A 231-nucleotide genomic window follows, 5' to 3' on the forward strand; every position below is an offset into this window, starting at 1 on the left:
TAACCTATTCCGAACGAATTAAAATCGAAACCTTTTGTGAACTAGGGCTGTCCAATATCCAAATGGGCGTTCGGCTGAACCGATCACCGTCAACAATTTCTTATGAATTATCTCGATGTCAACCTTATCAGGCTGAATTAGCACAAACAGATGCCGAATACAAGCGATCACGATGTGGTCGGAAAACTAAGCTGAGCGATGAGTTAAAGCAAAAAATTCTCAACCATTTAC

1 protein-coding gene is annotated in these 231 nt (G+C 40.7%); it reads left to right on the plus strand.

All coding sequences use genetic code 11. From position 1 onward, the window contains the following. On the plus strand, window positions 1-231 hold a 231-nt coding region (locus tag KTE19_RS14425; protein WP_217342533.1), incomplete at both ends, for a helix-turn-helix domain-containing protein.

Origin of the sequence: Lentilactobacillus dabitei (assembly GCF_019061365.1) — a bacterium.
Taxonomy (GTDB): Bacteria; Bacillota; Bacilli; order Lactobacillales; family Lactobacillaceae; genus Lentilactobacillus; species Lentilactobacillus dabitei.